This window comes from Bacillus sp. FSL K6-3149, from assembly GCF_038630515.1.
Classification (GTDB): Bacteria; Bacillota; Bacilli; order Bacillales; family Bacillaceae; genus Bacillus; species Bacillus pumilus.
The window spans coordinates 1,778,204-1,802,840 of the sequence record NZ_CP152034.1 but is presented as its reverse complement, the minus strand read 5'-3'; the positions used below and the strand labels follow the sequence as shown (position 1 = coordinate 1,802,840).

General features: G+C 39.6%; 22 protein-coding genes and 1 pseudogene. 7 read left to right on the top strand and 16 right to left on the bottom strand.

The genetic code is table 11. From position 1 onward, the window contains the following. The first annotated feature begins 357 nt into the window (after positions 1 to 357). Positions 358 to 1,866, top strand: coding sequence for a helix-turn-helix domain-containing protein (locus MHB83_RS08980; protein ID WP_212046495.1), 1,509 nt, complete (start codon positions 358 to 360; stop codon positions 1,864 to 1,866). A gap of 53 nt (positions 1,867 to 1,919) precedes the next feature. On the opposite strand, the gene MHB83_RS08975 is transcribed toward MHB83_RS08980, so the two are convergent. The 14 genes from MHB83_RS08975 to MHB83_RS08910 all read right to left on the bottom strand — a co-directional run bounded on the left by MHB83_RS08975 (position 1,920) and on the right by MHB83_RS08910 (position 17,798). Beyond that, positions 1,920 to 2,201 (bottom strand): hypothetical protein, encoded by a 282-nt coding sequence (locus MHB83_RS08975; protein WP_003217864.1) that lies wholly within the window; start codon positions 2,199 to 2,201, stop codon positions 1,920 to 1,922. Positions 2,202 to 2,546: 345 nt separating this feature from the next. After that, on the bottom strand, positions 2,547 to 3,827 hold the full coding sequence (locus MHB83_RS08970; protein ID WP_335365578.1) for a hypothetical protein: 1,281 nt from the start codon (positions 3,825 to 3,827) through the stop codon (positions 2,547 to 2,549). A 32-nt stretch (positions 3,828 to 3,859) separates the two neighbouring features. Next, positions 3,860 to 4,429, bottom strand: coding sequence for a hypothetical protein (locus MHB83_RS08965; protein WP_335355736.1), 570 nt, complete (start codon positions 4,427 to 4,429; stop codon positions 3,860 to 3,862). A 177-nt stretch (positions 4,430 to 4,606) separates the two neighbouring features. Further along, positions 4,607 to 6,535: a threonine--tRNA ligase gene (thrS, locus tag MHB83_RS08960; RefSeq protein ID WP_335355735.1), complete on the bottom strand. Its 1,929-nt coding sequence runs from the start codon at positions 6,533 to 6,535 to the stop codon at positions 4,607 to 4,609. Between the two features lie 611 nt (positions 6,536 to 7,146). Beyond that, positions 7,147 to 8,331, bottom strand: a complete 1,185-nt coding sequence (locus tag MHB83_RS08955) for a DUF1835 domain-containing protein (RefSeq protein ID WP_309217502.1) — start codon at positions 8,329 to 8,331, stop codon at positions 7,147 to 7,149. 238 nt (positions 8,332 to 8,569) lie between these two features. After that, complete coding sequence (locus MHB83_RS08950) at positions 8,570 to 9,400, bottom strand: DNA alkylation repair protein (RefSeq protein ID WP_342496253.1); 831 nt, start codon at positions 9,398 to 9,400, stop codon at positions 8,570 to 8,572. Positions 9,401 to 9,591: 191 nt separating this feature from the next. Next, positions 9,592 to 10,779: an MFS transporter gene (locus MHB83_RS08945; RefSeq protein ID WP_268459423.1), complete on the bottom strand. Its 1,188-nt coding sequence runs from the start codon at positions 10,777 to 10,779 to the stop codon at positions 9,592 to 9,594. 26 nt (positions 10,780 to 10,805) lie between these two features. Further along, positions 10,806 to 11,633, bottom strand: a complete 828-nt coding sequence (locus MHB83_RS08940) for a MerR family transcriptional regulator (protein WP_342496252.1) — start codon at positions 11,631 to 11,633, stop codon at positions 10,806 to 10,808. A 139-nt stretch (positions 11,634 to 11,772) separates the two neighbouring features. Next, on the bottom strand, positions 11,773 to 12,285 hold the full coding sequence (locus MHB83_RS08935) for a hypothetical protein (RefSeq protein WP_050944775.1): 513 nt from the start codon (positions 12,283 to 12,285) through the stop codon (positions 11,773 to 11,775). 4 nt (positions 12,286 to 12,289) lie between these two features. Continuing rightward, on the bottom strand, positions 12,290 to 12,700 hold the full coding sequence (locus MHB83_RS08930) for a DUF6508 domain-containing protein (protein WP_251191481.1): 411 nt from the start codon (positions 12,698 to 12,700) through the stop codon (positions 12,290 to 12,292). Between the two features lie 106 nt (positions 12,701 to 12,806). Continuing rightward, complete coding sequence (locus MHB83_RS08925) at positions 12,807 to 14,666, bottom strand: alpha/beta fold hydrolase (protein ID WP_342496251.1); 1,860 nt, start codon at positions 14,664 to 14,666, stop codon at positions 12,807 to 12,809. A 58-nt stretch (positions 14,667 to 14,724) separates the two neighbouring features. Continuing rightward, complete coding sequence (locus MHB83_RS08920) at positions 14,725 to 15,291, bottom strand: TetR/AcrR family transcriptional regulator (RefSeq protein ID WP_137055526.1); 567 nt, start codon at positions 15,289 to 15,291, stop codon at positions 14,725 to 14,727. 153 nt (positions 15,292 to 15,444) lie between these two features. Then, positions 15,445 to 16,830, bottom strand: coding sequence for a 23S rRNA (uracil(1939)-C(5))-methyltransferase RlmD (gene rlmD / locus MHB83_RS08915; protein ID WP_342496250.1), 1,386 nt, complete (start codon positions 16,828 to 16,830; stop codon positions 15,445 to 15,447). Between the two features lie 98 nt (positions 16,831 to 16,928). Next, the gene (locus tag MHB83_RS08910; RefSeq protein ID WP_342496827.1) at positions 16,929 to 17,798 is read right to left on the bottom strand and encodes a DNA-3-methyladenine glycosylase; all 870 of its coding nucleotides are present in this window, start codon (positions 17,796 to 17,798) and stop codon (positions 16,929 to 16,931) included. A gap of 435 nt (positions 17,799 to 18,233) precedes the next feature. Between MHB83_RS08910 and MHB83_RS08905 the strand changes: the two genes are divergently transcribed. The 3 genes and pseudogenes from MHB83_RS08905 to MHB83_RS08895 all read left to right on the top strand — a co-directional run bounded on the left by MHB83_RS08905 (position 18,234) and on the right by MHB83_RS08895 (position 20,362). After that, the gene (locus MHB83_RS08905) at positions 18,234 to 18,746 is read left to right on the top strand and encodes a hypothetical protein (protein ID WP_050944781.1); all 513 of its coding nucleotides are present in this window, start codon (positions 18,234 to 18,236) and stop codon (positions 18,744 to 18,746) included. Between the two features lie 132 nt (positions 18,747 to 18,878). Beyond that, positions 18,879 to 19,838 carry a magnesium/cobalt transporter CorA gene (corA, locus tag MHB83_RS08900; protein ID WP_284907667.1) on the top strand — a complete coding sequence of 320 codons (960 nt, stop codon included), beginning with the start codon at positions 18,879 to 18,881 and terminating at the stop codon, positions 19,836 to 19,838. Between the two features lie 32 nt (positions 19,839 to 19,870). Continuing rightward, positions 19,871 to 20,362 (top strand): annotated as a pseudogene (locus MHB83_RS08895) (DUF2716 domain-containing protein). A gap of 35 nt (positions 20,363 to 20,397) precedes the next feature. Here MHB83_RS08895 and pdaA read toward each other — a convergent pair. Continuing rightward, positions 20,398 to 21,189, bottom strand: a complete 792-nt coding sequence (gene pdaA, locus MHB83_RS08890; RefSeq protein WP_003218060.1) for a delta-lactam-biosynthetic de-N-acetylase — start codon at positions 21,187 to 21,189, stop codon at positions 20,398 to 20,400. Positions 21,190 to 21,290: 101 nt separating this feature from the next. Next, on the bottom strand, positions 21,291 to 21,482 hold the full coding sequence (locus tag MHB83_RS08885; RefSeq protein ID WP_003218031.1) for an SE1561 family protein: 192 nt from the start codon (positions 21,480 to 21,482) through the stop codon (positions 21,291 to 21,293). 146 nt (positions 21,483 to 21,628) lie between these two features. On the opposite strand from MHB83_RS08885, the gene yfkAB reads away from it, so the two are divergent. The 3 genes from yfkAB to MHB83_RS08870 all read left to right on the top strand — a co-directional run bounded on the left by yfkAB (position 21,629) and on the right by MHB83_RS08870 (position 24,571). Beyond that, on the top strand, positions 21,629 to 22,750 hold the full coding sequence (yfkAB, locus tag MHB83_RS08880) for a radical SAM/CxCxxxxC motif protein YfkAB (RefSeq protein ID WP_106030318.1): 1,122 nt from the start codon (positions 21,629 to 21,631) through the stop codon (positions 22,748 to 22,750). Between the two features lie 7 nt (positions 22,751 to 22,757). Continuing rightward, on the top strand, positions 22,758 to 23,594 hold the full coding sequence (locus MHB83_RS08875; RefSeq protein WP_003218032.1) for a mechanosensitive ion channel domain-containing protein: 837 nt from the start codon (positions 22,758 to 22,760) through the stop codon (positions 23,592 to 23,594). 257 nt (positions 23,595 to 23,851) lie between these two features. Beyond that, the gene (locus MHB83_RS08870) at positions 23,852 to 24,571 is read left to right on the top strand and encodes a YebC/PmpR family DNA-binding transcriptional regulator (RefSeq protein WP_003218036.1); all 720 of its coding nucleotides are present in this window, start codon (positions 23,852 to 23,854) and stop codon (positions 24,569 to 24,571) included. The last annotated feature ends 66 nt before the right edge of the window (positions 24,572 to 24,637 follow it).

Below are 24,637 nucleotides of genomic sequence, written 5' to 3'. Positions count from 1 at the left end.
CAGTTCAGCATTATATAAATCGCATTCCTTTCTACTCCCTTTCATATGGTAATCAAAAAGTTGCTGCGTTTTATTCTTACATTTACCGTTTCAACAGCAAAAAAATAAACGAAATATCTAAAATGATCCATTTTTATAGGATTCATGGCTTACTTACCACTTTATAAATGAAAAATATGGAGAATCAGGGCATAACATTTGTTTTCGTCTAATTTTTTTCTCTTTTATCATGAAAAGTGAAGACAAAACGATTTAGCCTAAACATTACAATCATTTCATGCCTATTTTGAGTATCAAATGTTCTTTAAGTGAACTTCATAATATAGAGGCAAGCCAAAGGAAGGAGTTAGTTGTTTGATGGAGCTCATTGATAATAAATCAAAGAGATGGATAAACATTTTAAAACTACTTGTATCCAAAAATAAGTGGTGGAGCCTTCAAGAGATATCGAATGAACATATCGGTTCGGTTCGTGCCATTCAAAGCGATTTAGAACAAATGAAATCGTTCAAAACAGAGAACGGTGAGCCGTTAATCCACATAAAGCCGAGACAAGGCATATCCATTTGTTATACACAGACGATACGAGTGGACTACTATATCAAGGAAATTTTAAAAGATACGATTGAAATTCGATTGATTGACGGCATTTTTTTCGAACAAAACAGGTCCTTCTATGAATGGATGGACACGCTTAATATCAGTAGATCCACATTGTATAACACCATTCATAAAATCAATTCCATTCTTATCTCTTATGACATTGAGTTACGCCCAGATAGTATGCAGTTCCATGGAAATGAGAAGGAGATTCGTCAATTCTTTGTTGAATTTTTGTTTGAAGTGTATGGAAGCCGGCTTTGGCCATTCGATGATATTCATAAGCAAGATGCAGTTGATTTACTACAGGAGCTATTTCAGGTGCTAGAAGTCAATGTGCCAGATGTGGCGATAGATAAATACTGCCTATGGTTCGCCGTTTCCATTCACCGAATGAGGAAAAATTTCACAATAAGCCGTAAATATACGTACTCAATGAAAGAGGAAAAACAAACTTCTGTAGCCAAAGGGATCTATGATCAAATCCAAACATGGGAAGAGCATATTTGCCGAATGACCAAAGACGTATTTGATGTGACGCTGGATCATCATGAATTTGTCTTTTTGCTATTGATCGAACCAGCTATTGGACACTTTAAATCAATTGAAACTGTCGAAGAAAAATTGACGTTCTTCCAATCACATACACCACGACTTTATGATGCCATTCATTCATTTATCAACCAATTGGAGTCGATTTTTCATCAAGAAATAGCGAATCGCAAGGTGATGACACTCGTTCTTCTCCAATATTATGTGTATTCCAATGAAATTACCGTGAGAGATGGATTCCTTTTCAAAAAGAAATCGAGCTATTTATCAGAGGTGAAAAAACAGTTTCCTTATTTCTATTCGAGGATTACTCATATCATCCAAGAGTTAAAAACAGACGATATCCTCGGTCCTTTTGTGAAAAATGAACGGGAATTGATTCGTATGATTACGTCGTCCTGGAGAGGGCTTGTTCAATTGGAAATGGAACGGAGAAACGTGTTGAACATATTTGTTATTTCAACATTAGGCTATTATCATAGTTTGTTTATTGCGGATTTAATTAAATTAAGCGTACCTCCTCTCATTCACATTTTTACAAGTCCAGAGAATACATTAAATGATGTCACGATGGAGGAACTTGGGATCGATATGATTGTGACCGATACCGAGCTGCCTCTTCAATTCGGACAATCTACGCTGCTGATCAGCTCTTTTCCAACAAAGAAAGAATTGGACAACTTGCACTCAAGATTGGTTGATATGACAGGCTAATGTTCATCAAAAAAAGCTGCTGAGGAGCTCTCAAGCAGCTTTTTGCTTCTGTATTAATGAAGCACTATTTGTTCATTCATCAAATCAATGGCATAAAGTGATTGCTCATATTCATCTAATAGAAGGTATACTTTGAGCGGTGCAGCGGTTTGATCTGTCTGCTGCGTGAATAGGACACAAGTGAATTTTTCGATCCCCTCTGGCAGCTTGCTTTTCAGAAAAGGATGAAGAATAGGAGAGATTCGAAGGGTATCAACATCTTTTAGCCAAAGTTCATCTTGTAACGCAGGATAATGGTCAACCAAAAACTGACGAAACACTTCCAATGTACTCAAGGTAGACATCCTCACTTTCTTCTATCATGGCTTCAAGCTTACCTAAATCAAACATGTTCAAAGTCATCCTATGATGTCAGCCCACCAAATGTCGTATACTACTAGAGACACGATTTCATTTTTTTCAAAAAGCATTGTAGATCAACTTTACTGTCATGAGTGTTTCATATGTATGACGTCTACTAATATTCCAACCGATGGACCTATGATCATATTCTTATCTGTTTCTTTCGTGATGAAACGACAACTTCCTGCTACAAAATTCCAAATTTCTTCAAAAAATTGGTGCAATGAGACAAAAAAGAACAGCTTCTCACTGTTCTTTCAAAAGCGTAAAGTGCCGATTCAAATATCCTGTAATGGAATGACTTCCCCACTCGCTGCATCCACTCCATCATGACAATCCAGTTTTCCGCATAAAACATACTGCTTTTCCGTAAAGTCATATACATAAATGGGGATCAGCTCTAAACGATCTTTTAATTTTTCGAAGGCTTCTTGCTTTGAAATGGTGATTTTACCAGGAGATTGGAGTTCATCCAACATCCCACACATCTTAAATATTTCTTGTCTATTTATGTAATTGACGGCTTCAAATGTATAGGCATCAATGAATATCATGATTTTACCTGTAAACATGCTTCTGTCTTGTCTATTTGCTTTTACTGTTGCATGAATGTAACCATGATCACGGTGAAGTGATATGCAGACCCATTTTCCGGTGTCGTTAGGATATTCCTTTCTCAATAAGTTTTGAACTGCTTTCAAACACTTATCCTTTTCTTCTTCTGAAATTGGCATTGTATCTGGTGAAGGTTCAAGTGAAAAGGCTTGATCAGTTGAGATGCCTTCCTGAATATTCAATCCCTTTCTTACAAAAGGTTCAGTTATGGATTCATCCCATTTTATGATTTGGTTGATATTGAAACATTGATGTTCCTGAATCGTACCTTCAAACGAGAGGATTCCGGTCCCATCATTCTTTACATACACTTCTTCTAACGCATAAATTGGACGGATTTTATTCTGATCAAAGGAAGGCCATTCGATTCTTTGCACTTGCTGCTGGGCTAAGCTTTCAATCATCTCAATGAGAAGCGTATATTTTTCAGCCCTGTGCTTTTTTTTAGCAACAAATGGGCCGTGATGAACAAAGTAAATGAGCTGTCCATGTTCATCCCATTTCACCTCAATCATGCCCGAAGGGGTCACTGGTACACCAGCAATTTTTTCTTCAAAAGTAAGCTCCCCTTTTTCCTCCTTTTGCAAGTGAAAATGCTCTCCATAAATCAAATCTGTTTCTTGTTCAATCCATTTGATGACAACATTTGGCTGGGCGCTATCAAACTGCACACCCTCCTTTGCATATGTCTTACCCATGACAAAAACAGCACTCTCAATCTTTCCCGTATTCAAATTCACTTCTATCACGGCTGTGCCATCCGGGTTTAAATCATCGTCCACAGGTTCAGTTTCGTGTGGAGGAAACCACTCCATACACAATTTATAAATTGTCTCATTGAACATATTGACATTTCGATAATACTCGTAGTTTTTTAAACGATAATGATCTAAGCCAAACTTCTTTCTTGTATCATCTATCAGATGCTGTAGAGTTTCATTCATTTGTTTCACCTCAATATGTTAAGTGATTCATCTTATGGAAGCACGAAAATGACAATAAAGCCGAATATGATGATAGCTGACAAAAGGCCTAAAGCCAATCCCATCATATTTGATTCCTTTGTGTAACCTTGTAATTCATGTTCTTCAATAGATCGATCAATTTTTCTAAAACGGAAAAGCATGCTTACATTCATAATTACGAGAAACATAGCCAATAAGAAAAATAGAAATGCAGGTTGTATTTCAAAGAATGGGTTCGTTACATCTTGGAAACTAAATGACTGTAGAAACATCAGACCACTCAATACTACTCTCGAAATATTTTCTGTTCTCTGTTCTTTTTCCCACTCTTTCCCTAATTTCTCTTTTTCATAAATAGCTACCTGCTCAAAAATGGGAATGAAAGATTTTGTTGATTTTTTTTTAAGGAATCCTAAGATGCTTTGAACGAGCATGACAAGTCCTAGACAAAAAAACAAATGAGTTAATTGAATATGTAAGGTTTGAAAAAAGATTGAAAACGTCACGATCATGATGCCAGCTATTAAATTACATGCGGCTAATTGTTTTGTTCTCATCTTTTTGAGTGCGGCTTGTTCCATACAAAACTCCTCTCCGTTTCAAATGGTTTTGATAAACGCTCTATCTGTATTACGTTTTTATCGAATAAATGTTTCAATATTTTCCCTTTCTACTTTTCCATAAATGAAAAAAAGATTAGACGTTTAATTCAATATTCGTCTAATCCTTCTTATTTTAGATGACGACAACGACAAGCATCACACCAATTCTTGGGCAACCGTTCTGTTTTGTATTTGCTGAACTGCCAAATGTTTAAAGTCCTCGATAAACAGCTGCTTCGAAGCTTTTTCTCCATGCTGTCTAATATTTAGCGATTTGTCTTGCATTTCTGTATCACCAATGACAGCGATATAAGGGATTTTTTGCATTTGTGCTTCTCTCATTTTATAGCCGAGTTTTTCATCCCGTTCATCGATTGTGACTCTGATTCCGATCTTTCTTAATTGCTGCTGCACCTCAAGGCAATGATCAAGGTGAATCTTTGAGACAGGAATGATTTGTACTTGCACTGGTGCCAGCCATAACGGGAAGGCACCTGCAAAATGCTCGATGAGAATCCCAAAGAAACGATCTAGAGAACCAAAAACGGCACTGTGAATGACAACTGGTCGTACCTTTTCATTCTTTTCATTGATATATGTTAAATCAAATTTCTCAGGCATTTGAAAATCTAGCTGAATTGTGGCGCACTGATGGCTCCGCTGCAAGGCATCTTTTATATGAAAATCGATCTTCGGTCCATAAAATGCCCCATCTCCTTCATTTAGCTGGTAATCGACCTTTAGCCGATCAAGCACATTCTTTAGCGCTGATTCAGAGATATCCCAAATGGCATCATCCCCTAACGCTTTTTCTGGACGAGTGGATAGTTCCACAGAGTACTCAAACCCAAATGTCCGATACACATGATCAACTAATTGGAAAATCCGTTTGATTTCAGCTTCAATTTGATCTTCTCTCAAAAAAATATGGGCATCATCTTGGCAAAAAGTTCTGACCCTGAACAATCCATTTAATGCTCCGCTAAATTCATGACGATGCACCTGACCGAACTCAGCCATTCTGATCGGAAGGTCTCTGTATGAATATAAGTTATTTTTAAACATGAGCATATGCCCTGGACAATTCATCGGTTTTAAAGCAAAGCTTGTATGATCTACTTCTGAGAAATACATATTTTCATGATAATGATCCCAGTGACCTGACTTTTCCCATAGCTCTTGGTTCATCATAAACGGTGTGCTCACTTCTTCATATTGCGCTTTGTTTCGCACTTCTCTTGAAAAGGCCATTAATTCATTTCTCACAATCTGACCTTTTGGTAAATAAAACGGCATACCTGGCGCTTCTTCCGAAAACGTGAACAGAGATAATTGTTTCCCTAATTTCCGGTGATCACGTTTGCTTGCTTCTTCTATGAAATGAAGATACTCAGCTAGATGTTTTGGATGTTGAAACGCTACACCATACACTCGCTGCAATACATCTTGATGACTATCCCCCCGCCAATAAGCCCCTGCAACACGTGTTAGCTTAAATGACTTTACGAACCCAGTAGAAGGTAAATGAGGCCCGCGGCATAAGTCGATAAATTCACCCTGCTGATACACTGTGATGGCTTCTTCAGATGGGAGTCGTTTTAAAATATCCAGCTTATATGGATCATGTGCAAACAACGATTCAGCTTCTTTGTAAGTGACCTCCTTTCTTTGGATGAGATGATTCTCGTTTATGATCTTTTCCATCTCTTTTTCAATTGCAGCCAAATCCTCTACACTTAATGTTTGATTCAGCTTCATATCATAGTAAAATCCATTTTCGATAACAGGTCCGATTCCAAGTGTGACATTGTCGAATAACCTTTTCACAGCTTGGGCTAATACGTGTGCCGATGTATGGCGCAGTACTTCAAGCCCTTCTTTTGAATCGAGTGTGACAATAGACAGCCGAGCATCACTTTCCAGCTGATGACTTACATCGACCATTTGTTCATTGATCTTTCCTGCCACTGCTTTCTTCCTTAAGCTCGGGCTAATATAGGAGGCAACATCTGCGACAGTCGTACCTGCAGAGAACCCCTTTATCTTTCCATCTGGAAATTGAATCTTCACCATGTTTTCTCTCATGACTGACACACCTTTCTTTTTTAAAAATAAAAAAACACACCCATCCCGCATAAAGGGACGAATGTGTAATCCGTGGTTCCACCCAAATTCCCATAACGCATAGTCGCTTTATGGCTCTGGTGCCGTAACGTGGCATAGTCGGTATTGGATACTTCAATTTTCCCCAATACAGCTCAAAGGTGGTAAGACAACTTTTCTGCGTTAGGAAGATTTCAGCGTGACTTCCCTCTCTGGTAACCGATAAAAGTGGCTCATGTCCTTTTCAAAGCAATGATAATCGTTGAGAGAACAAAAAAACACACCCATCCCTCATAAAGGGACGAATGTGTAATCCGTGGTTCCACCCAAATTCCCATAACGCGTATTCGCTTTATGGCTCTGGTGCCGTAACGTGGCGTAGACGATATTGGATACTATGATTTCCCCAATACAGCTCAAAGGTGGTAAGACACTTTTCTGCGCTAGGAAGATTTCAGCGTGACTTCCCTCTCTGGTAACCAGTAAAAATGGCTCATGTCCTTTTCTTCGCTTTTAATTTCTCCATATCTTACATGAAGGTGATGGATCATGTAAAGCTTTATTTTTTTGCAGTGCAATTGAATTTTCATTCTTTAAATGATATGTTGCGTGTATTTACTTGGGCTGTATTCAATTTTAAACGCGGGAGATAGGGCTCGTTTCACTTCTTCAGTGATACGCTCTCCTTCTTGATTGAATTTCTTTTCCATGTCTGCACCATTTGGCAGCAAATCATCTGTCTCTTCGTCAAACCAGCGGCCATACTGTATAGCCCAATTCCAAATCTTCGAGAAAAGGGTATCGCTTATTGGTACATCGTCTCTTTCTAAATGACATTGACAATGCCCACAATGAAAAGGTTCACCACCGTAATATCCTTCAATTTTCACAAAAGGATGATCCTCAAATTCTCGACAGCACACCCATTTTTTAAAGTGCTGACCGAAGTCTGTCAATTTAATTGAGTAATAACGCATGGAAGTGCGCCTTCCTATCATGTCAAAAATTCCTTGATCAATTAATGTCTTGAGTCGATGCTCAATAAAATCATCACCGATATACTGTTCTAAATGACCGAGGACTTCCCCAATTAAACGTGGAGTTTTGATGTACTCCTCTTCGGGATCTGACTGATGAAGCCGCTTAGCCATTTTCACTAAATAAGCATCAAATTCATCTTCTGGTACACTGATCGTTTGTCCTTTTTGCCATATCCTCAGGGTATGGTTTTCTTTAGCAAATGATAGCCATTCGTTTTGTAAATTCTCTCTTTCTTCTTTTGACACTGCATGAATATGCTCTTTACATCTGTACAAAACCTTCAATTTTTCAGTTGTGATTTCCCCGGCATGTCGAATATCCATTCGTCTTGTATTTGTATTGAACAGCTGATCAAATGCAGTCGTTGTATTGATGAGAGACAATTCAATGTTTTTCTCTTTTAATAAATAGATGGCATATCGCAAACCAATTTGCTCATGGGCATTATTGCCTATCCAGATGAGGATACTCGTACCATCTTTTATATCTTTTATTTGCTGAAACATTCTATGCTGATTGGTGATCATGTCATCAAAATAGCCATATTCATTTGACATCACGTGACGAAGCCACTCTATACGTTTCTCCTGTCCTTCTTGTTCATGTAAATGCAGAAGGGGTCCAATCGAATAAATGTCATCAAAGGCGATGATCTCATTTACTTGGTCTTGCTTCATTTCGCGCAATGCTTGTTTTAAACTACCGGCAGCTGCTGCTCCAAATACGATATGTATCATCAGTCGTCTCCCTTTATCTTACAGTTTACTTCATCTTCACCTATTCATGGTTCCCTCGTCAATTCTATTGAGTCAATTTCATTCAAAAGTATGACAATGAGAGGTTAAGATATATATAGAATGCAGAATTGAAGAGACTATATCCCATGAAATGGGGCAATCTGTTTACTGAGCTCGCTTTAAAACTTTCTCTCTGAATGATTGATAGAATCCCCCTTCATTTAGTTCAAATTCTTATTCACAAATTCCCCTTCACAATCGTTCTCTTGGCTTTCTTAACAATTCTGCTAGTTGCTTTTGTGTCAGAATTCTTTGACCACTGGTCGCACAGGTTTGTTACCCAATTTGGTTGTGTTTTACTTGCGTCATTGAGCCAGTTTCCTACAGAATCTTGAACATATATGGATGGATCGGATTTGAGTAAATTTAGAATAGGCAGTGCCCTCTCTGGCTCTTGTTTTAATAACTCAATATGCTTTGTCCATACCCCTCTCGGACGGAGCGACTCTACAGAGAACCGGCGAATATTTTCATCCTCGCTTTTTGCCCATTCTGTTAAATGCTCTATACTTTGATCGAGCTGAAGACTTAGACTTTCTCTCACTGACATCCACGCAATTTCTCGAACACCAAAATGATGATCAGCTGCAAATGGCTGAATGTACGCAAGTTTCTCTTCCAGTGTTGATAAACTCTGTTTGTTCATATAAGCAGCCCAGCATCGAACGCTATCAGATACGTGGTGAGCAAATACCTGCAGCACTTCCGCTTGTTTTTCTTCATTCTCTTCACGCAGCACGTCATTTAACAATTGACCAATGAGCCGAATGGCTTTCATTCCTGATTCAGCTTTTTGTTTAGCGATCTCAGATGATACTTCCCCTAAACGATGGTCTAAACCAATGGACGACAAAACATGCTGTATTAGCGTCATATGATTGACAGCCAGCCATTCAGTTAAATTCACACTTTCGATCTCTCCCTGATTCAAAAGGGTCAAGACGTCATGAGGGATATCAGTCCCCTTTCGAGCGCCTTTTCGATTGATCATTTCCTCACTTATTGGCATTCTGTATTCTCTCCTTGTCTAGTGGTTCTTTTGTTTGATATTCATTGTTTTTAAAAGGAATTTGTTGATGCTTTCAATCTTTGGATATTGACTCCTATTTTAGCAAATAAACAACTTCACTGGTGCATTCTTCAAATCAAAAAGGAACTACCCGAAATAAGTAGTTCCTTTCATACAACATTGAATGTAAGTTAGCTTCCTTGCTCGATCACCTTCAAACTCTTGCGCTGAGAAAATCGGTCAAATGCTACCATTAGAATGGTCATGAGTAGAGCGAGAAAAACAGTGCCAGCACTGATCCAGCTTAGGTTTAATATAGATGTTTCGCTTAGCACAATCCCTCCTACACCAGAGCCTAATGCAAATCCGAATTGAATAAATGATGTATTGACACTTAATGCGATATCAGGAGATTTTGGTACAAGTGTGACAAGATATAGCTGCTGAGCTGGTGATGTGCTCCATGTAGCGATCATCCATATCATGATGACAGCCACCATGAGCACGAGATTACCTGTGACAAATGATAGCAGCAAGAGCATGATGATTTGCAAAATGATTCCTGAGAAAATCGTAAATATTGGGCCTTTTTTATCTGCCGCCATCCCTCCAAGGCTGGAGCCCAAAAAGCTGCATATTCCTGCTAGTAACAAAATGCCACTAATTTCTGTGATGCTAAGATTTGCTGATGCTTGCAGGAAGGGCGTTAAATAGGTAAATAACGTGGAATATCCACCTACATAGAATAGCGTCACTGCCACCGCGAGTAATATTCGCTTGTCTTTTAAAATCGATAACTGCATACGAAGCGTCACTGGTTCTTGTTCTTTCATAGAAGGAATTCGCCTATACACTACAATCAGCGGAATAAGCGTGATCAATCCAATGGCTGCGAATAATGCTTTCCATCCGATCATACTGCTTAGAAATGTCCCGATTGGAACGCCTAAAACCAAGGAGCTGCTGAGTCCCATTAAAATGATACCAATAGCTGTTCCTCTTTTTTCACGTTCTACAAGACGAGTCGCAACAGCCATTGCCACCACAATAGCCGTTCCCCCACTGATTCCTTGTAAAATCCTTGTCATCATCACCATTTCAAACGAATGGCTGACACTTGTGATGAGATTACTTAAAATAAAAATAATTAACATCCATGACAGTATTTTTTTGCGGTCTATATTGATGGTCAGTGCAATGACAATCGGTGCGCCGATTGCCGCTGAGAGCGCTAAAGACGTGACCAATAATCCAGCGGCAGACGTCGTGACATGTAGATCATTTGCGACCATCTGGATAATGCCTGTAATGATATATTCGATTGTTCCGATTAAAAAGGCTGCTAATGCAAGTAAATAGACAACGGTTTTATTTTTCATCGTGACGTTTCTCCTTTGGACAATGCTTACGATTTGATTTCATCTATAATAGGAATTTGAATTTCAATGAGTCTGCCTTCTTCATTTTCAGACAATGGGTAATAAATCTCTCGGCCTGGCTGGTCTTCTTTCACGCGGTATCCATTATTTTCGATCCATGTCGCTAGGTCAATACAAGCTGTTTGTGCAGATGGAGAATGGGAATGAAATAATAATGTCGCCATGGTTTCTTCAGCAGGTAACGTGCGAATCGTGATCCCTTGAGGTAGAGTGCCCCTTAACGCTTTGACGGAATACCCCACCTCAAATTCGAACTCACTTTCTTTTTCGAATGATTCCCTCCATAGCACCACTTGTGGTCCCGAGATCGATTCTTGTTGATGTTTAAGTAATAAATGATGAAACATTTGAAAGAATGAAGGAATGTCGTCAACAGTTCCGTTGGATTGAAAAGACATGATGCGTTTGCTTTCAACAGATTTGATGATGACCTCCTGTTCTTTTTCAACACATCCCTCTCGTTTGATGAGGTGCATCCGCTCCTTAATACGCGCTAATTTCTGTTGTTCTCTCTCGATCAATTGCTGAATTTCACTTTCTTTCAGCAGAAACATGCCCTGAATCTGCTCTACTGATATATCTTCACGAAGAAGCTGAGCCATTTGCTTTAACGTAAAGCCCAATTCCTTGTACAGAAAAATTCGGTTGACCTCAAGCAGCTGTTCAGCTGAGTAATAACGGTATCCTGAATCTTGATCAATCTGCTTAGGCTTTAATAAATCAATTTGGTCATAATATCTTAAGGTTTTAACAGGCACTTTACTTAACATAGAAAAATCGCCGATCTTGAACATCCTACATCTCCTCCGTTTTGTTGATCTGATCAAAGTATAAACCTTTCAGTTAAGGGGAAGGTCAACATGAAGTTGAATAAATTTTTCAAAAGCGCGAAAAAACCTAGATGTCTCTAACATCTAGGTTTTGCTCATTATTCTAAAATTTTTCTAACAAGCCCATCTCTTCAACAATCTTTATATCATTCATAAACCGTTGCAAACTTACTTTGTTCTCTTTTTTCTGTAAATCTGAAGAATAACCTAAGCATAGATTAAAAATACGATCTAACCTTTCACCGACTCCGCTATAAAAATAATTTGTTAATATTCCATTATTTTCACTTGCAAGAACCACAACTGTAGCCATCTCTAGTACATATTCAATATCTTCTTTAGAAATCGTTCGATCCTTTTTCTTAGCATTCATGAATTCATGACTATGAATAGAACGTATCCTACCTTCAAGTAAATTGAGTATAGACTTTTTATAGATGACATACACACTGTGAATATCACTTTTATCAGGACAATAGGGATCTTGTAAAATGAATTTTATACGCTCATCTTCTTTTTCCATTTTTACTGCATCAAGATCATTTAATAAAATGTTATCGATTTCTTCTATTTTCATAGGAGGAAAAGTGTTGGCTGCATCTGTTTTACTTTTCATTTGATCACTCTAAACAATCCAATCTTTCTAGGCACTTTACAATAGCTCCGCTTTTAAAGAAATTGAGTATGGCACCCTCGCTAAATCGTTCGGCTCTCACAACCTCCATCATAAGAGCAAGCACACACTGCGCATTTAAATTTGAAATGTCCACATTCTCCATATCATTCATTCCCGATTCAATCCCATTTTCTCTAAGGATCTCTCTGTAGCGGATAAGCCCCATCTCTTCGTGTTGTTCTGCAAAGGTATAAATATCTTCAATCAAGTGACGGACCGTTTCGGAATATTTCACAAAAGGCATTTGAATCGGATGTTCAGCTGTTCCATCATTTTCTTGATCTATCACCCATTCTCCAATAGGATCTTCCTGAAGCAGCGGTATGTATTTTGTTAGAATATCGAATTGGCTCATTCTCATCCTCCTCTATTTCATTCATACGTTTTACTTTGTTTCTCACGATTTCATCAAGTATCCTACTATTAAAATTTTTTAGCCAGGCTGGTCTACCTCAAACCTTTTATTTATCCCATACCCTCATCTGCCTTATGACCAATGCTGCCGTTTCACTCGGATGGCTAAGTGGAAAATGATGACCATATGGAACAAAATCAACCTTGCCAAGATGTGACGGGGCAGAATAGCCTTTGTCATAATCCCCCCAAATAATATGAAGATGATCCTTTGTGACCTCATTGAAATCATCTTGATTGGTTTTCTGTAGTAAATGGTTAAGCTGAACCGTCGTATTTAATATTCTAGGAGACGTAAAACTATTTCTGACTTTTTCAATATAATGTTCAGGGATGCTCTCCGTATTTTCAAACAAACCATTCCTTAATACATAACGCCCTATCATATTAGTCGTTGCCCATTTCAATGTCCATTTGTTCATCAATTGAGGAACATGTCGCGATGCAGCATTTTTCTTATCAACAGGCGGCTGAAGTAAAGTGATTGAATACTTCTTATCGATGTACTCTTGTACCAATGCTTCCAAGAGAATATACGCACCGAATGAATGGCCGATTAGATGTGCACCATTCGTCGCTTTCTCCAATACCTTTTTCACGACATTCAAATAGATATCTAGAAGATGTTTCTCTCGTTTAAAAGGAGATCGTCCCAAACCTGGAAGATCCAAGATCCATACAGGTTGACCCGTTTTTTCATGTAGCTCTTGTGCTAAGGGGAATAAATCCTCTCCATCACTCAATAAACCATGTAATAAAATAAACGGTTTACCCTCTCCTTTTAATTGGTAAAGGGTCGTGTTATCACATAGTGTTCGTTTAAATAAATGATCATCCTTACCGTTTTGATTCATCATTCGATAATCCAGATCAGCTACTACAGCAGGGAAAAATTTCATGACACTCGTCTTCTGAAACCAATCTTCTCCCATTATTTTTTTCGCTGCAACATTTGAAAATGTTCTTTTTGTCATAAAGTTCAGTCCATCAGAAGGAATGTTTGTGAGTTTACTTACGCCACTATTCATCATAGCTTTCATCAGTGGCATTGGGACAGAGATTTTTGGTGCCCTCATATTCATACTTTCTGACATCACACTCAATAATTCACCAATATTCTGATCGCGCTGCTTGTCTTCAACAAGCGTATATGTTTGAATAGCCGGTTGCTCCAGTTTGAAAACCTGCACAATAAACCTCGCAAACTCATCGTTTGAAATAAGTGGTAACCTATAGTCCTTACCTCCAGGAATCACCGGCATGAGCCCTCTTCGCATACTCTTCACAAGCAAACCTACTCCTGCTATTTGCTCTGTACTCCCCGTTTGACTACTGCCGATGACAGTCGGCGGATTAATGACAGAAAGCGGATAACCTACTGCTGATGCCTGTTGACGAATATAAAGATCTGCTAAAAACTTTGTTCTCTCATATGGATTTTTTATTTTCAAATAATGGTTTCCTTCTTTAAACACATCAATTGCAATCTTGCTATTTTGATCATCAAAGGGACTCATATAACCGACAACATGAATAAATTGCTGCAAGCCCTTCGATTGATGAATACTTTTAGCTAATTCACTCATATGTTTGGCGCCATTTAAAAAGACGGAAGCTGCCTTTTTACTTGTCGTTTGAATATCCATGGGTCCTCCTGCGTGAATGATCACATCCGTTTTCAACACCTTCTCCTTATCTTCAACACTTAGACCCAAATCGACTTTCGTCAAATCACCTTCAACAAAGTGCATCACTGCCTCTTTTAAAATACCTCTTTCTTGAAAAATGCGTGTTGCTTTACTTTTCGACCTCACTAAAAGAAGAATGTTCACATCCTCTTTGGCTAATTCTTTTACTAACTCCTTTCCAATAAAGCCCGTTCCACCAATTAATAATACTGTTCTCATATAAACATCTCCCTTTTAGTACTAATCAGTACTAATTTAGTGTGAAAAAAAAGCTTCTTTATCGAAGCAAGTTAAAAATATGATCGGCTGTTTTCGTAATGACAGTGGCATCCTTCAATGTTTCTGAAATAAATAACGCGCCTTCAAGATTGGTAATAAATAGTGATGCAACCTCATCAATATGAATCGTCTTTCTGAATTCTCCATTCTCTACTCCTTGTTTCAGTAATAGAGAAACCTTCTTTTGTAATCCTGTAAAAAACCGACCTATTTTTTCTTTTATTTGTGTGGCCTGTGTAGGACTTTGAATATAAAGAGTAATAAATGGACAACTCCCTTTATAGTCTCTCGATTGAACTCCTTGTGATAATTGCTTCAAAAACAGTTGGATACGTTCTTCAACTAAAAATTGGTTCTGAGATAGTACGTCATCAATTGCAGATTGATACATGTCAATCCAATAATCAACGACCCCTTCTAATAATTCCTCCTTATTAGAAAAGTGATAATACACATTAGACTTTGACACTTTGCTTACACGTACTAATTCATCCATGCTTGTATAAGCAAATCCTTTTTCTAAAAATAAAGTTGCAGCTACTTCAAGCACACGTTTTTGATTCATTAATTTTACTTTTTTCATAATTAGAACTATATAGTACTAATTTACACATTGCAAGTATTTATGTTCATTTAGAAAAAGTCTGATGAAAGAAATGCCCGCTAAACAAAAAAAGCTCGAAAATCTAATATTGATTTTCAAGCCTTGATTTAAAGTCTATTTTTTCACAAGCGATACAACAGTCTCCACATGAGATGTATGCGGGAACATATCGACTGGCTGCATGTATTCGATTTTGTAGTCTTTTGACATGTATTCAAGGTCTTTTGCTAGTGTTGATGGGTTGCAAGAGACGTAGACAAGGCGTTTTGACTTGACTTGTTTGACGGTGTCTAAGAAAGTGCGCTCGCAGCCTGTTCTTGGCGGGTCCACGACGATGACGTCAGGACGGAAGCCTTCTTTGACCCATTTTGGCAGCCAATGTTCAGCTGTTCCTGTCACATAGGTCGCGTTTTTCATGCCGTGTTTTTTGGCATTTTTCTTGGCATCATCAATCGATTCTTTGATGACATCCATTCCTCGTACTTCTTTGGCGCCATCTGAAAGCCACATCCCAATCGTTCCAACGCCGCAATACGCATCGACAACTTTTTCTTTGCCAGTTAGTTTTGCCGCTTTTTTCGCTTCGTCGTAAAGCTTTAGCGTTTGCTTCGGATTCAATTGGAAGAAAGCACGTGCACTCAGTTCAAAGGAGACGTCTCCTAAAAATTCTTGAATGACCATGTTGCCAGCTAGGTGAGATGTCTTATGGCCAAAGATGACCGACGTTTTTTCACCATTGATGTTGTGCATAATGGACGTCACTTCTGGCAGACGTTTTTGAATGGCTTCGGCGATTTCTTTTTTCTTTGGAAATTCCGGCTTTGATGTGACAAGAACGACCTGCACTTCCCCTGTTTCAAAGCCGACACGCACGACAATTGAGCGTACGTCGCCTTTTCTCGTCCGTTCATTGTAGACCGATACACCGAATTTCTCTAAAATTTTGCGGACAACGCCCGTTGTTTTGTTCGTTTTTGGATGCTGCACGATGCATTCCTTGATCGGGACAAGCTTATGAGAGTTCAGTCCGTATAGCCCCGCAATGATGTCGCCGCTATGAGAACGCCCTACTTGGAACTGACTTTTATTCCGGTAGTGCCAAGGATCTTCCATACCGATCGTTGGTCGAATATCTAACTTTTCAACTGATATCTTCGTATGGCGTTCCATTGATTGAATGACAATATCTCGTTTTTCCTTTAGCTGCTGCTCGTACGCCAAATGCTGAAGCTGACATCCGCCGCACTCTTCGTAAACTGGGCATGGCGGTTTCACTCGATGCTCGGAGCGCTTTCTAACTTTTCTAACCGTACCTTCTGCATATTTTGCTTGGACATTCGTTGCTTCCACAACCACTTCTTCGCCTGGAAGCGCACCTGGGACAAAGACCACTTGCTTTTTAAAATAACCGACCCCTTCACCATTAATGCCAAGGCGTTTAATGGTAAGCGGAAACTGCTGTCCCTTTTGCAAAAGGGCACCTTGCTGTTTTTCCTTCACTTCATTCTCTCCGTTCTATCTGAACCGTTGATAGGTTGTCTTCATTTTATTCCATCTCATTAGTATACCATGACTTGGACAAAGAGAGAAAATCCCTTTCATTTATCTGTCTCAATGCTTCTCCATAAATATAAAGAAGCGTAACTTAAATAAGGAGTCCAATCCTTGCTTAATGCTGCCATCTCTTCTTTTGTCGGCTTTGCAGGCAGGTCAAAGTGCCGTTTGATGGCGTTTTGAATCCCGATATCTGCCATCGGAAAGAGATTCGGTCTTCCAAGTCCATTCATGAGCACATTTTGAACTGTCCAAGGTCCAATCCCTCTAATCGGAAGCAGACGTTCTTCCACCTCCAGATCAGTTAAATCATGTAATTCTTCTAAACAAAGAGAGCCGCTCACAATTCGCTTCGAGACATCGATGACATATTCCGCTTTCCGCTGACTAAATTGGAGCTTTCTCAATTCCTCCGTTTCAAGTGAGGCGATGGTTTCTGGTAAAGGATCAAACCAAACCCCCTCTATTTGCTCGCCATACGTATGAACAAACCGTTTTGTGAGTTCATAGGCAAACGCCAGATTGAGCTGCTGATGAATGATGCATTTCATCAAGCAATGATATAAGTGAAAATCCAGCATGAGCGGTGTTCCCTTATGACGCTCAAAAACGGGCGCTAGATTTGTTTGAGAAAAATGCTCATGCACAGCGTCTAATTGATGCTCCATGCCAAATATCCGCTTCATCTCGCATATGAGAGGTTCCTCAGGACCATTTCCTTTCACCCGAAACGCGGGTGCTTCTTTTGTTCCCGTGGCTTGAACGACGACAACGTATGGTGTTTGTTCTAATCTGATTGGTACTTTGATTTCTCTTTTATTCAAATCGACTGCTTTTAATGGATCATTTGATAAGCGTCTTAGCACTTGATCGAAGTGATATGGCGGTTCAACCACCAGCTGTTTTTCCCACATGTTTTCCCTCTTCCTTTCTGCAAATACGCGCAGATGCAATTGTTTCATTTTGCTTGAATGATTCTCTATATTAAATACTTTTGAATATAAAGAGTACAAGAATTTATCAGTTATATCTTCCTTATTTGTGGTCATTCTCCTTTTGGTCTGATGAAAGTTTTTGGTCGAATTCAGCTAATATTCGACATGATCCTCCAATATTTTAGGATCATTTTCCTTAAATTAGAAATAGAACCTCTGGGTGATATCTTCTATCCCGAAAAAATTTGTATAATTATGACATATCAAGGAGGTGACAAAGGAATTAGCTGATTAGGCAATCATTTGTTTTATCTTGCAGGAACATATTTTACCTCATTGATAACCGGCTTCACCTAGTTTCACTTTTTACGAAAAGGAAGACCCAAACATTTTAAAACAAAGGAGATCCGACCAATGAAAAAAACCATTCTTTCTATTGCCCTTGCCACTGCTGTTTCTTCGACTCTGCCAGTATTTGCTGACGCTGCTGAGAAAAAAACGTCAGCACCCGTCTCTACTACACTACAGCAAACTGTATTAAACAAAGCTGCTGAAGGAAAAGCTGGAACGACAGCTAGTCCTAATGTTAACGTCAACTTCGATGTTCTTGGGATTGCCAATGCGATTGTTAACGCAGTAAACGCAAATGCAAACCGTCCTGGGTTCGTTAAAGGCGTGATGGAAAGCACATTCTATGCTGCTGGTGGCAGATATAATGTCATGGTCTTTAACCTAAGCCAAAATTATGAAGACCGCTTTAACGGCGTGAAAACTTTTGCAACTGCTAATCTTGGTAACGTTGTTTACGGTATTTGGGTATTTGAAAGTGGTACCTTTAAAAACAACGGCGATGGCGGCTGGGATAACTGGGCATTCAGAGGCTGGTTTGACCGTCAAGATAAATTTGTTACGTTCCATCGTCCTTAATTCTCGGTTTTATCCATCAATCATACACGCACAATGGACCGATCTCAGTGATGAGATCGGCTTTTTTATGGAGAGAATGTATAAGTTCACTGGCGTTGCTTCATGATATAATGCAAGTCTGGAGGGGTGTATATGCTGAAAAAACTTGCAGTGACAAAGAACGGAGACTTGATTGAACATGCAACATTGCACCAGCTTTCAAGCCCCGATATCGCCTGGTATTGGATTGACTTTCATGCGCCAACGGAAAAGGAAGCAGCGCTGCTGAAGGAATTCTTTCAGTTTCATCCGCTTTCAATTGAAGATTGCTTCCATTATTTACAGCGGCCTAAGCTTGATTTTTATGAAGAGTATTTATTTTTCGTTCTTCATGCTCTCAATCAAAAAACACTTCGTTCAGAGGAAGTGGACCTGTTTGTTGGGGAAAGTTTTATTGTCACCTTTCATTTAAAGGAAGCACCATACATTGATCGTGTGATGCGAAAGCTAAAAGAATCTGAACACGCGCGAAATAGCGGACCTGAGCATCTTGCCTACATGCTGATTGATGATCTGGTTGATGATTATTTCCCGATTATTTATCAAATTGAAGACAGGTTAAATGAGATCGAAGATGAAGAAGGTCATAAAACGTACGGTACTTTAATGAACGAAGTATTCGGAATTCGGTCAGACTTGTTAAAGCTAAGAAGGACAATTATTCCGATGAGAGACCTCTTATATCGTATCGTGAATATTAATATGATGAAAAACGATAAAAATAGACAAGCCTATTTCAATGATATCTATGACCACCTTCTGAAATTAACAGAGATTGTCGAATCAAACCGTGATATGACAGCCGATTTACGAGACAGCTATCAGACGCTGAATTCTAACCGAATGAATGCAATCATGATGACGCTGACCATTGTATCGACCATCTTTATTCCATTGACCTTTATTGTTGGAGTGTACGGAATGAACTTTGATAACATGCCTGAATTACACTGGAAGTATGGCTATTTTGGCGTACTGATTTTCATGGGTCTGCTCGTCTCGGGTATGCTTTTGTGGTTTAAGCATAAAGGATGGTTCCGCATATTCAAATAATGTGTAGAGTGAATGACTGAGGAGGCGGTTAGATGAAAAACTGGATTCCTTTGTCTCATCAAGAACTAAAGCTCGTATGGGAGACGCTCTATCGAGATTTCAAATTTAATCCGAGCCTCTCTCGTTTTCCCTCATTTCGCGTACCTTCTCCTTTCATTACATATGATATTTCTGCTTATTTTGAGGACTCTTCCCTTCTCCATGCAGATGAAGACCTTGAAGAGAAAGCATGACTTGTTTTTCAGGAGCTTGTCAGAACAGACGAATATATGCTGGCACTTGATTGGCAGCACGAATGCTACTGGATCACACCATACGGCTCATTTGAAAAAGATGAATTCGGAGATTGGACAGTGCCTGCGCTTCCGAACGGGAATTATTATTTCTTTTTATCAAAAGAGATGCATTGGGGCTTGCTAGGACATCCTTGGGAGCAAAGTATCACGATTTTCGGTGAGGGCTTGATTGACTCTTTCACGCGTCATCATCCGATTTTGTTTCAGCGTAAAATAAGAGAAGGATAAAGAAAAAGCTCGCAGGTCTTCTGCAAGCTTTTTTTCTATAGCTGAGGCAGATGCCATACTTTTTCAAGCATGAGATCGTCTAGGCTTTTAAAGGAATAACCTTGTTTTTTCAGTGACGTGATGGCATCATCCAATGCCTCGGCATTGTCTCTTGAGACGGTATGAAGTAAGTAAATGGCACCTGGGTGCGCCTGCTTCATCATTTGATCGTAAGCATACTGTTTTCCTTTTTGATGATGAATATGCCAGTCCACAAACGCCACTGACCAGAAAACGGTTTGGTAACCGAGCTCTTTTGTTTCCTTCAGCACTCTTTCACTGAATACACCGCGCGGCGGACGAAGATAGAGGTTGTCTTGTTTTCCAGTGATTTTGTACACGGCTTCATTGACGCGCCCCAGCTCTTCTTTGATTTCTTTCGTACTCTTTGTTGTTAAATCTGGATGGTGATAGGAATGGTTGCCGATGATATGACCTTCCTCCGCCATACGTTTAACGAGCTCAGGCTGATCCTTGACAAAGTGACCTGTCACAAAAAAGGTGGCTGGCACTTGATGTTTTTTCAGCACATCTAAGATCTTGGGCGTGTACCCATTTTCATAGCCATTGTCGAAGGTAAAATAAATCTCTTTCTTTTTCGTGCTTCCTAAATAGAAGGCATCATACTTTTTTAAAAGGGCGTTCAGTTCTTTACCCGCATCCGCTGGCTTGTGTTCTTTGCTTTTCGCAAATCCCCAATGGACGGGCTGATTAGACACGGCTTCCGCTTCTGAGAGAGGCATGGATACAAAAAGCGCACATAAACAGATGAGCATGTATTTTTTCATTTACGTCACTTCCCGGTTTTTCTTCTATTGTGCAGAATAAGACCGAGACTCATACACTGATTCACCTGCCAATTTAAAGAAAAAAGCCCGCACTGTGCGAGCTATTCTTCCTTCCAATCGGTTTTAAAGCGTTCATATTTTGCTTCTAGGTCGTCAATCATCTGGATCAGTCTGTCTATATCCTCAACATCTGTTGATTCTGGATCTAATGAATCAATCACATTCATAAACATATCTAATCGGTTCTTTAAATAATCAACCTGCTGCTCTTTGCTGTCTGCTGCCTTGCCCATAGATACACTCCCTTTAGCATTTGTTTCTAGCTTATCTTTTTTTCCCTTGTAAATCAATGAAACCCCACTTGCGTATAACGGTGATGGGGCTTAAAATTAACTGTTGGCGGGTCCACGTTTGCCCGAATGAAAAGGAGATAGATACCATGAACCAAAAAACAGCACTTCGTCCGATTACACCTGCATATGACCCTTGGGAAGCCTATCTTGATGTGCAGGATTACGGAGAGATGAAGCTGACAAATATTGAATTTACAACTACGACGTTGTGTAACATGAGATGTGAGCACTGCGCGGTCGGCTATACTTTGCAGCCAAAAGACCCGAATGCACTGCCGCTTGATTTACTGCTTCGCCGTTTAGATGAAGTTCCGCTTCTGCGGTCCATCAGTATTACAGGCGGAGAGCCGATGCTTTCTCTCAAATCTGTGCGGGAATATGTCGTCCCTTTATTAAAGTATGCCCATGAACGCGGCGTCCGTACACAGATCAATTCAAACTTAACACTTGATTTGGCGCGATATGAAGAAATTATTCCATACTTAGATGTTCTTCACATCTCACATAACTGGGGAACTATCGAAGAGTTTGCAACGGTCGGTTTTGCGATGATGGACAGAAAACCAACCTTTGAGCAGCGCGAGAAATTATTTAACCGCATGATTGAAAATAGCCGGGCACTTGTCAAAGCAGGTGTTACCGTATCTGCTGAAACCATGCTTAATAAACGCACACTTCCATATATTGAACACATCCACCGGCAAATTGTGGAGGAAATGAAATGCCAGCGCCACGAAGTTCACCCGATGTACCCAAGTGATTTTGCCAGCGCCCTTGAATCATTGACGCTTCCGCAAATGCGTGATGCGATTCATCAGCTGCTTGATATTCGTGATCAAGACACATGGATGCTGTTTGGCACCCTGCCATTTTATTCTTGCAGTACAGATGAAGAAGACCAGCGCCTCCTCAAACGATTACGCCAGGAGAAGCATGTCACGGTACGAAATGACCCTGACGGACGCTCACGGTTGAATGTGAATATTTTTGATGGGAATATTATTGTGACGGACTTTGGTGATACACCGCCGCTTGGAAATATTGCGACCGATACATTGCAATCAGCTTATACTCGCTGGATGGACACAAAATTAGCAAAAGAGCTGAATTGTCATTGTCCAAGCGTACAATGCCTCGGTCCGAATGTTCTTGTGAAAAACAGCTATTATCAAGATGTTGATTTTACTTCTCGTACAGCCAGGGGGTAACCGATAGATGGACGATACATTTCTGACAGTGGTCAAGAACAAATACATTGAAATTCTAATTGTTGGACTTGTTCTTTGGCTTGCCGTCTTTATCATCAACAAAGCCCTTCAGATTTTCTTTAAACGAACGGAGTTTATTGAAGATAAGAAGAAGAAAACGATCGAGAGCTTGGTCAAATCTGTGACGAAGTACACAGCTTCAATTTGCTTTGTATTCTATGTCATTTCTCTCTTCTTTCATGATTTCGGAAAAATTCTTGCAGGTGCTGGTGTTGCAGGGATCGTCATCGGTTTTGGCGCCCAGACGCTAATTCGTGATATTTTAGCAGGCATCTTCCTGATCTATGAACGTCAGATTCATAAAGGGGATTATGTGACAGTGAATAACCTCTTTAATGGAACGATTGAAGAAATTGGTCTCCGCTCTCTGCAAATTAGAGAATGGAGCGGCAAGCTGTTAACCATTTCTAACGGGGACATCCGGCAAATTCAAAACTATAACATGCACTACATGCGGATTACGGAGTCTGTATTAATTAGTGCGAATCAAAACCCAGATACAGCCTTTCAAGCACTAGAAACGGCCTGTGACAATTTAAATCAAATGCATCATGATTTTCTTAAAAAAGATGAATTCCAGCATGCCATTGAACCGTTTCAAGTCCATGGCATTATGGGTCTGAACAAGCTGAACCGCGGGATTGAGATCACAGTGAAAGGAATGGTCGAAGATGAAAAATATTTCGATGCTGCCCTCGCTGTCCGAAAAGAAATGATCAAACAACTTCATCAGCATGATGTCAAATTGCTTGAAGATCTCGTTTATCCCCAGCCTGCAAAATAACCTCATTTGTGATGGGGTTATTTTTTATATCATCGGCTCTTATTTCTTTATTTATTAGGTGCGCCGAGCTGACTCGGGCTCTCCAAAAACATGAAACGCTTGAACAGCTTGGACATATCCGTTAAGAATTCGCTTTAATTCAGCCCCTCTAACTTCTATCCTCTTGACTAATTCATGTATAATAGAAAGCAGAATGATTTCATGCAGCATGGGGACCCTCATACTGTGTATTTTCTAAGTGAAAGAGAGTGAATAAGATGGGTCGTAAGTGGAACAACATTAAAGAAAAGAAAGCATCAAAGGATGCCAGTACAAGTCGTATTTACGCAAAATTCGGGCGTGAAATCTATGTGGCTGCCAAACAAGGTGAGCCAAACCCAGAATCAAACCAAGCACTTCGTTTTGTCCTAGAACGTGCAAAAACATATAGTGTCCCAAAACACATCGTGGACCGTGCCATTGAAAAAGCCAAAGGCGGTGCGGAAGAGAATTTCGATGAGCTGCGCTACGAAGGATTTGGTCCAAACGGATCAATGGTGATCGTTGATGCCCTCACCAATAACGTGAACCGCACAGCGTCAGATGTTCGTGCGGCTTTCGGAAAAAATGGTGGAAACATGGGCGTAAGCGGCTCTGTTGCCTACATGTTTGACCAAACAGCTGTCATCGGTGTCGAAGGAAAAAGTGAAGAAGAAACGCTTGAGCTTTTAATGGAAGCAGACGTTGATGTACGTGACATCATGGAAGAAGATGAAACAGTGATTGTGTACGCTGAACCAGATCAATTCCATCAAGTACAAGAAGCATTCAAACAAGCCGGCGTAGAAGAATTCACTGTCGCTGAAATCACAATGCTTCCTCAAAATGAAGTGACATTAGATGATGAATCGAAAGCACAATTTGAAAAGCTGATCGATGTATTAGAAGAGCTTGAAGACGTGCAGCAGGTTTATCATAATGTGGATTTAGGGGAATAAAAAACTTAAGCCAAAGTAGTCGTTAGGTTCATCAACTTCTACTAAGGCTTTTTTATTTCCCTGAAA